A 7,960-nucleotide genomic window follows, 5' to 3' on the forward strand; every position below is an offset into this window, starting at 1 on the left:
TAAATTAACATCAAGAGCATTTAAATCAATAACAACTACTTTATGATCTTTAGTTAAATCAACTGTATTAATTTCTTCAATTAAAGAATCAACAAATTTATGATTAAGAACCTTTTCTTGTTTTTGTTGAAGGTTTGTTTTTGTTTCAATTGAAGTTGAAGGCGTAAAACCATATTTTTTTTGCATTGTATACATATCAATAACTTTACTTAAATCACTTTTTTTAGTTAAAGTAACTGTCTTGTATTCTTCACTCCCGCATGAAGCAACTGTAGCAACCGGAATTGCTATTGTTGTAAGGGCTGCAAGTGAACCCATTGTAATTTTTTTAAATTTCATTTTTTTCTCCTTTTTAAATTAAAACCTTTGAATTTGTTTTAATGAATTCCATTAAATATTTCTTTAAATTTTCATAAGTATTAAAGTATTTTAAATGATTTTTATCGAATAAGTATATAGAATGCACTTCACTTGAAAATAACTTTCAAATATTACTTTTTTTAATAAAAATGTGATTTTTATCAACCTTAGGTTTATTTTCGTTTTTTTGTCTCATATTTCTTTTCATTAATTCAAAATTATCGAACTTAGAATTATCTATAATTGAATTGAAATTAATTAATTCTTTCCCATCAGTTGAAAACATAACAATTATAGATGAAATGGCAGGCATCTCATTTTGTTCCTGTATTTTTAATTCTGACATGCTATGTGCAATACTATTTTCTTGCAACATATTTGAATCACTTAAATTATATTTTTCTTTTGAATTTGAAATATCAATTAAATTAAGTGCTTGATTTCAAATTAATGAGTCATATCTTTCCTTGTCAAACAAGAATTTCTCCCCTCAAAAAATGCCAATAGATAATTCATTGCTTTTATTTTTATGATTTTGTCTAGAGTAATCATTATTTGAATTATTACCATTACCAATATATAAAACATTCTTGTTAGGTGTATATGATTCACCTTTTTTATTATAATTAATTATTCCATTTTCTTTTTGTACTTTTTCATCAAAAATTTCTTTTTGTACTTTTTCATTTTCAAAATATGCATTTGCAAATGAAGCTTGTTCATTATATTCTGATTGATTATTTAAAGAAATTGATTTCTTATATAAATTTGGATCGAAATTTGTAAATTGTTTGTTATTAGATATATTTTCTAATTCTCTTTTTCCATTTTTATAAGTAATTTTGAATAATGGTTCGTTATTATATTTTATAATTTGTTGTGTATCATATTTTTTCTTACTATTTTTTTTAGATGTAGCTAAGAAATTTAACAAATTCATTCTTTTTTGAGAGTCATTTGTAACACTAAAATCAGTTTCAACGTCGAAATCAACTAGAAACTTACCATCAGTTAAGTGAAAAACATGATCAACAGTATCAACCCCACGTGTGTCTAATTTGTAAGTTCAATGCCCTTTTAATTCATCGACAGTTGCCTTAATAATTTTAAAATTTATATTCTTTTCAAATTGGGATTTTTTTAAATTTTTAAGAAATTTTTCACTTAACCCATTTCGTTTTAAAATAGACCTATTAGGGATTGGGATTTTTTTACCATATGGAGAATTTGGCATCTCAACACCAATTGAAAGCACAAAATTTATTTGCTCACTAAAATTTCCCCCATCAATATCTTTATAATTAAATTTACCAAAAGAGATATGTATTTTTTTTGAAATGTCCTTACTTTGAATCTCTCCTTTAATTTTAGCAACTACATTGCCACTTTTATAAACATGCATATCATTTCCATTAATATCTTCAAAGTATATTTCTTTGTTGCCTTTTTTTAATGTTAAGTCAGATTTATCCTTATAACCACTTATAGCATTTAATCAATCTTTATCATTAGTAACAAATTTCTGATCCATTTTCTTGGATTTTACCTCTTGCCCTTTAAAGTGTTTTACACTAGTGAAATTGGCCATTTCATCATTCACTTTTTTAGTTATGGTATTATTTGTATTTTTCTTTTTAAAATCAAATTGCTCATATTTACTATTTTTATTATTATTTTCTTTTACATACGTAGCTATACTAAAGCCTTTATTATTGTTAGAACCTGTTTCTCATCTTTTTTCAAAGTCAAGTTGCATTTTGTTAATATTTTCATCTTTATTAAGGTACACCTTAAGTAAATTAATTTGTTTTGCATTAAAAGGATTGAATACAATATCTTGAGTATTAAATAATTTTGTTATTCCATCATTTTTTGTTTGGGTATTTAAACCTCTATTTTTATATTCAGGACTAGTTCTTCAATTAAATAAATTGTTATCCAATTTATAATAAAACATCTTTTCATTAATCTTTGTAGCATCTAAAGCAGTTTGAGCATCTTCTCTTTTCATGTATGTTTTTTTAGAACCTGCATATGTATATCTAATTTTTGAAAAAATTGGATTAACAAAGCTTAAGGCTGCATCATTATAATTCCTTGTGTAATTACCAAAAGACTTCTTATAAGCTAATGCAGTATTGCCTTCTCCTACAGTAGAAAGTAAATCGCCATTTAATTCTCCTGTATTCAAATTAACTGTCGCTTTTCCAATATCCCCATATTTTAATTCTTTATGAATAGAATCGGTATTATTTGCAAGATAGAAATTTAAAGCTTCTTCATAAGAAGAAAACATCTTTCCTTCAAAAATAATCTTATGACTTTGTTGATTTTTTGTTTTAGTAGCAAGTGAAGTGGTTGTTATTAGTGGTAACGAAACAGCAGCGATTACCAAACCACTAATTACTAATTTATTTTTTGTAAATTTTATTCGCATTTTGTTTTCCTCCTTTTACTTGTTTAGATAATAAATCATTAATAAAATCAGTTACAGATAAATAATCATTACCTTTATAAGTATATATGACTTTTTCACCATGATTTTCAATGGTAGAATAGTTCGAATGTACAAGCAATCAATTGATTGCATCATTTAAATCTAAAAATATTTCAATCTCTCCGCCAACAGATTTGGCCTTATAAATTGTTTTTTCAGAAAAACCATTTGATTGTTTATCAAAATCATCTGTAAACAATGCCTCGTATTCTGAAATTTGTTTGCTTTCCATTTGCATATATTTTCTTTCAAATAACTTACCAAAAACATCAATAACTTTCTCAAGAGAAAGGAGTTTTGCATCTTTTTTATTGGCATCAATCATAAGATAATCATTATTAGATATTTCATTTGGATTACCGAATAATTTTACCTTATTTGTTATTGGCATTTTGTAAGGTATGTTTTCAAGATGTTGAACACCATTTTTATCAATTGTTGTTTTTGGTAGTTGAGCAACTCAAATTGGTTTTATATCATTCAATATCTTATCAACTTCAAAATCTTTTTTAGTTTTTAAATCACTTACTAAACTTCCATTAATTTCCAAAAACTCTTGGGGAACAGCATTATTAATTACATCCTTTGATAATTTGGAAATATCAGATGCATTTTTACCATTAAATGAATATTGTAAATTTAGTTTGTCCTTAATATTTTGGGGTATATCCTCTGTATTCATGGATGCTATTTTATCCAATCAAGCAGATATAAGGTTATTTTCATTATTATATTTTTTACCTTCAAAGAACATAAAATCTTTTTCATAATTATTTGTTACTTCAATTGGTTTTATAAGATCTAAATCATCAACATCCGTTACATTAGTATCAGGAAATTTTATACCTCAAAATTTATGTTCTGTATGTTGACCACCAGTTCATATGATTGATTTTGCATTACCATACTCAAATTTAAATCCATCTATCACTTCCTCACCAACAATGGCAGATAAAACATCTAAGGCAACACTAAATGCAAGTAATACTGTTTTCCCTAAAGGGCCAGTTGCGGCAGAAACCAGACTCAGCATTTTATTCATCTCTTTAGCAATTTCTATTACATTTTCAAATACTTCCTTAACTTCTTTTACAAGTTCAATTGGATTTTCAAGTGAAGTACTACTAATTCTGTCTCTTTCAATACTTTTATTGAATTCTTTTAATACTTTATTAGCTTGTTTTTCAATCATTTTGGAAGGATTATTTAAGATGGATATAACTTCATCAAATTCAATTTTTGATGTTTGCAAATCATCCTTAATTTTTGTTTGAATATTTGCATCTTTAATATTGTTTTGAATATTCACTAAAAAGTCTTTCTTTCCTTGAGGGTTATAAAGAAAGTCCATCATCGCAACTCCACATAGTTTTACTAACTTAGCTTTTTCAATTTTGGTATAACCGGTTTTATCATTAAGTATATTGATCATTTCATTTAAATCTCACTTAAAATTTCGAAAATCCTTATGTTCAGAGGATAAAAAGGAATTAACTTTTCTAAAATTTAATCTTTGCAGTTCCAAGAATGATTCTACATTTTTCTTAAATTTTTGTTTTGTATCCTCAAGATTTTTTTGATAGTTAGTATCAGCAACTCAATCTTTAAAAATCACATTTTTAATAGTTGAAATTGAAGAATTTTTATTATTATAATCAAATGTATATAAATCTAAATTTGTAATTACTGTTGGTTGTGGATAACCATTATTAGTTTGTGGTTGATTCAACATTTTAATATTCTCTTGAATTTTATCTTCATTTTTTTTTAACCAGTTCTAATTTATATCCTTCTACAGCAAAGTAGATTTGCACAGCCTTAACAAAAGATATTATTTTTGGATTATATATCTCTTGTGTAGTACCAATTTTTTTGTATCTACCTTTATAAAAACTAGTTATCATTATATCAGGATCTACAAAAAGATTTTTTTGTTTTGTAAAATCTGCCATCTCTAGTAAATTAACACTATCAACAACTTCTTTACCAGCAATTGGTAATATAAGTTCCTTTATTTTATAATCCAACATCTCAAGACCTTTATTAAAGAATTTGTTAATTAAATTAATAATATTTGGGCTTCTAACACCATCTCTCATAATTTTATCTAATGTTCATGACCTTAAATAAAATAATGCTTTAAATGATGAAAATCTTTTACCTTCTAGCATCTCTTTTTGTTGTTCTCAAAGCGCATCTCCAATGCCTGTAGACATTGTAGTAGGTATTTCATTTAATGTTTGTCTAAAATTTTTAAATTTATCCTCTTCTTTTTTATCAAATTTAATAGCGCTACTTTTATTAGAAATGATATTTAATATATTAACGCCTTCTTTTTTATCTGCAAATGCTATATTAGCAGCGGAATTAAATAAATTTATTATTGTTCTATCTTTAAAACTTGCTTTATCAAATTTTTCTTCAGTATGAACTCAAGATTTGTCATGTTTTTGTATATGTGACATATTACCATTAGTATTAATTAAATAGCCACCAGTCAAAGTTCCTTTTGTGCCTTTTTTAAGGTCAATAATAAACCTTTGTTTAGTTTTATTAACATTAATGTAGTCAATCAAAGGAAGGACTTTATTTGTATTAAGACTCAAAAGTTCTTTATTAGCATCTTGTATGTCGAAAGTCTTACCGTCTAAAGTAATTTTTAAAGCTGCATTCTTTTTAATGAATGTAGAGGCTCTTTTGTATTGTTCGCTCTTTTCATCAACTTTACCATTGAAATCAAATGGAGTTGAACTTATTCCATTTGCTCCAGTGAAGACAACACTTTTCGTTGTGGGTAGTATATTTCTTTCTGCCTTAGGTATTTTACTCAAAACCTTTAAATAATGCTTAAGAGAGTCTTTATCAGGAAAATATAAATTATTAAATCTATAAATTTGATGTATTTGTAAAAATGATTGAATAGCTTTTTGCTTTGTAGCTTCAAATTTTATTGAGTTTTCTTTCTTATCATTAGTCAATTTTTCAGAAAGTATTGTTTTACCTCCACTTATTCTAAAAGAGTAGTATGTGCCTGCATCTCCTTTTGAAAATTGAGATATTTCATCATCATTTAAATATTTGTATGATGGATCTGTATATTTAAATTTATATTTATTTGGTATCCAAACTTTTTGTGGTGTTATTTTATTTTTAAAAATATAATCTCTTACTTTTTGTGGCGAATAAAAATATTGATTCTTTTTACCATTAGAAATACTTCAAATATTATCTCCAGTATCGCTTATTTCCCTTTTAATTAATTTACTTTTAGCGTATTTTATAAATTCTTGTTTGCTCTTGAATGCTTTACCATCCAATATATATGATTTTTGACTATCTGTTCCACAAGATACAGCTAATGTAACCGGAACTGTTAAAACTGCAATCGTTGATGTTGTTGTTAATAACATTTTATGTTTTTGTTTCATTTTTTTCTCCCTTATGAAATGTTTTTGTTTTTATATGTTTTTAATAGTGTTATGAAAGATAATGTACCAATCATAAAAATTATTAATGATGTTATCCCATGCGTTTGGCTAAATGGCACTACTTTAATATTGTAATAACCATCTATTTTATAGATATCAAAAACATTATTTGAAAATGTTATCACTTTAATGTTTTTACCGTTGTTATTTAAATACGACTTAAATTGTTTATAAATTTTTTCTAAATTACCATACTCATTATGAGCATCAATATAATCATTTCATTCATTTTTATTTTTTATATTTTTAAATTCAGTGCTAATTTTAGATAAATCAACATCAAAAGTACTCCCGTCCTCTAAGATAATTTTAGAAAAACTATTCCCAGCTTGAAACCTCACTAAGTCTTTTATTTCTTCTATATTTTCATAATTAGCTTTAGAGTATACATTCTTATAATTTAAGAAAGGGAATTTATCATTTATATAAATTGCTGATACTAGCGCATTTTTATCTAAAATGTTGTCTCTTGCAACATCACTTTTAAATAAAAAGTCCAATAATTCTATATGTTCTTTTGGCACTCCCTTTTCTTTTAAAATAGATTCGAAATCCAGAACTTTATTTTTTAATAAATTAAAATAATTTAATAAATAGAAGTTTAGGTGCTCATTATTATATAACCCAGTTCAATACCTTAAAATATTTTTATCTTCTTCAGTTAAATTTAACCTTTTTCATAATGGTTCGGTTTTTAATCTAGATACTCAAATCCCGAAATTATTATCATCTGACAATGCGCTATCACTAAATTCTTTTTTGAATCCTTTTGAAAGATCAACAAGTTTTTCGATAATTTCTTCTTTTGTACTTGTAAAAGGATTAAAATCTTGTGCAGATACAAAAACCCATTTTTGTTTATCACTAGGAATTGGCAATTCAGAAATTTCTCCACTTTTTTTATTTATTATTTTGCTCATTGAAAATTTATAACTATCTTGCGAGGAAATAATTAAACTTTCTTTGTCTGTTTTATGATATCTTCCAAAAATAGAAGATATAGGGTTGACAATTCATTCTCCAGGATTTAATCAAGAATTAAGCTTATTATCATAATTCAATACATCATCCCCCTTGTTGTTATTGAATATTTTCCCTTTTGTTTCTTCAAATACTTTGTATTCTTCCTCTACCTTTCCGTTTGAATTTACTTTAAACATAGATGCATAATTAACACCATTTTTATCATTTCAACTCATTTTATTGTGATTTTCAGAATCAAACATTAATCTAACTCCAATTGCACCAAATATTAAAAAGAAAGAGATTATTATTGAAATAATTATGGAACTTATTACTGAAAAATAAGAACAGATTAAAGTAAAGATTGATGTGCAGAAAAATATTATAAGAATTGAAGAAAGAATAAACGTTAATCACATAAAAATAATCATCTTAAAGTCTTGTACCCTTATTAATAATGGTATTGATGTTATTGATATTAAAACTATACTTGATATAAATGCAACAGAAAATGAAGTGAAATTTTTTAGAACTACATTTTTACGCCTTGATAGGTAGAGTAGCAAATTTTGTGTAAACTTAGTTTTCATGAAATCTCACTACTTCCTATGTTGTAATTTTATCTTAACATGAAAAAAGAGCATAACGAAAA

5 protein-coding genes are annotated in these 7,960 nt (G+C 25.4%); all 5 read right to left on the reverse strand.

What is annotated here, in order from left to right:
- The coding region (locus C4B24_RS04300) for a Vmc-like lipoprotein signal peptide domain-containing protein (RefSeq protein ID WP_131599544.1) at window positions 1-339 on the reverse strand (339 nt) is incomplete at its 3' end.
- Between the two features lie 13 nt (window positions 340-352).
- On the reverse strand, window positions 353-2,797 hold the full coding sequence (locus C4B24_RS04305; protein ID WP_131599545.1) for a hypothetical protein: 2,445 nt from the start codon (window positions 2,795-2,797) through the stop codon (window positions 353-355).
- Window positions 2,772-4,589: a hypothetical protein gene (locus C4B24_RS04310; protein WP_131599546.1), complete on the reverse strand. Its 1,818-nt coding sequence runs from the start codon at window positions 4,587-4,589 to the stop codon at window positions 2,772-2,774. Before C4B24_RS04310 ends, C4B24_RS04305 begins: the two co-directional genes overlap by 26 nt.
- Before the next feature lie 19 nt (window positions 4,590-4,608).
- On the reverse strand, window positions 4,609-6,285 hold the full coding sequence (locus C4B24_RS04315; protein ID WP_131599547.1) for a hypothetical protein: 1,677 nt from the start codon (window positions 6,283-6,285) through the stop codon (window positions 4,609-4,611).
- An 11-nt stretch (window positions 6,286-6,296) separates the two neighbouring features.
- Entirely contained in the window at window positions 6,297-7,898 is a 1,602-nt protein-coding gene (locus C4B24_RS04320) for a hypothetical protein (protein ID WP_131599548.1), read from the reverse strand.
- Between the last annotated feature and the right edge of the window lie 62 nt (window positions 7,899-7,960).

Origin of the sequence: Mycoplasma marinum, from assembly GCF_004335975.1 — a bacterium.
Lineage (GTDB): Bacteria > Bacillota_I > Bacilli_A > Mycoplasmatales > Metamycoplasmataceae > Mycoplasma_K > Mycoplasma_K marinum.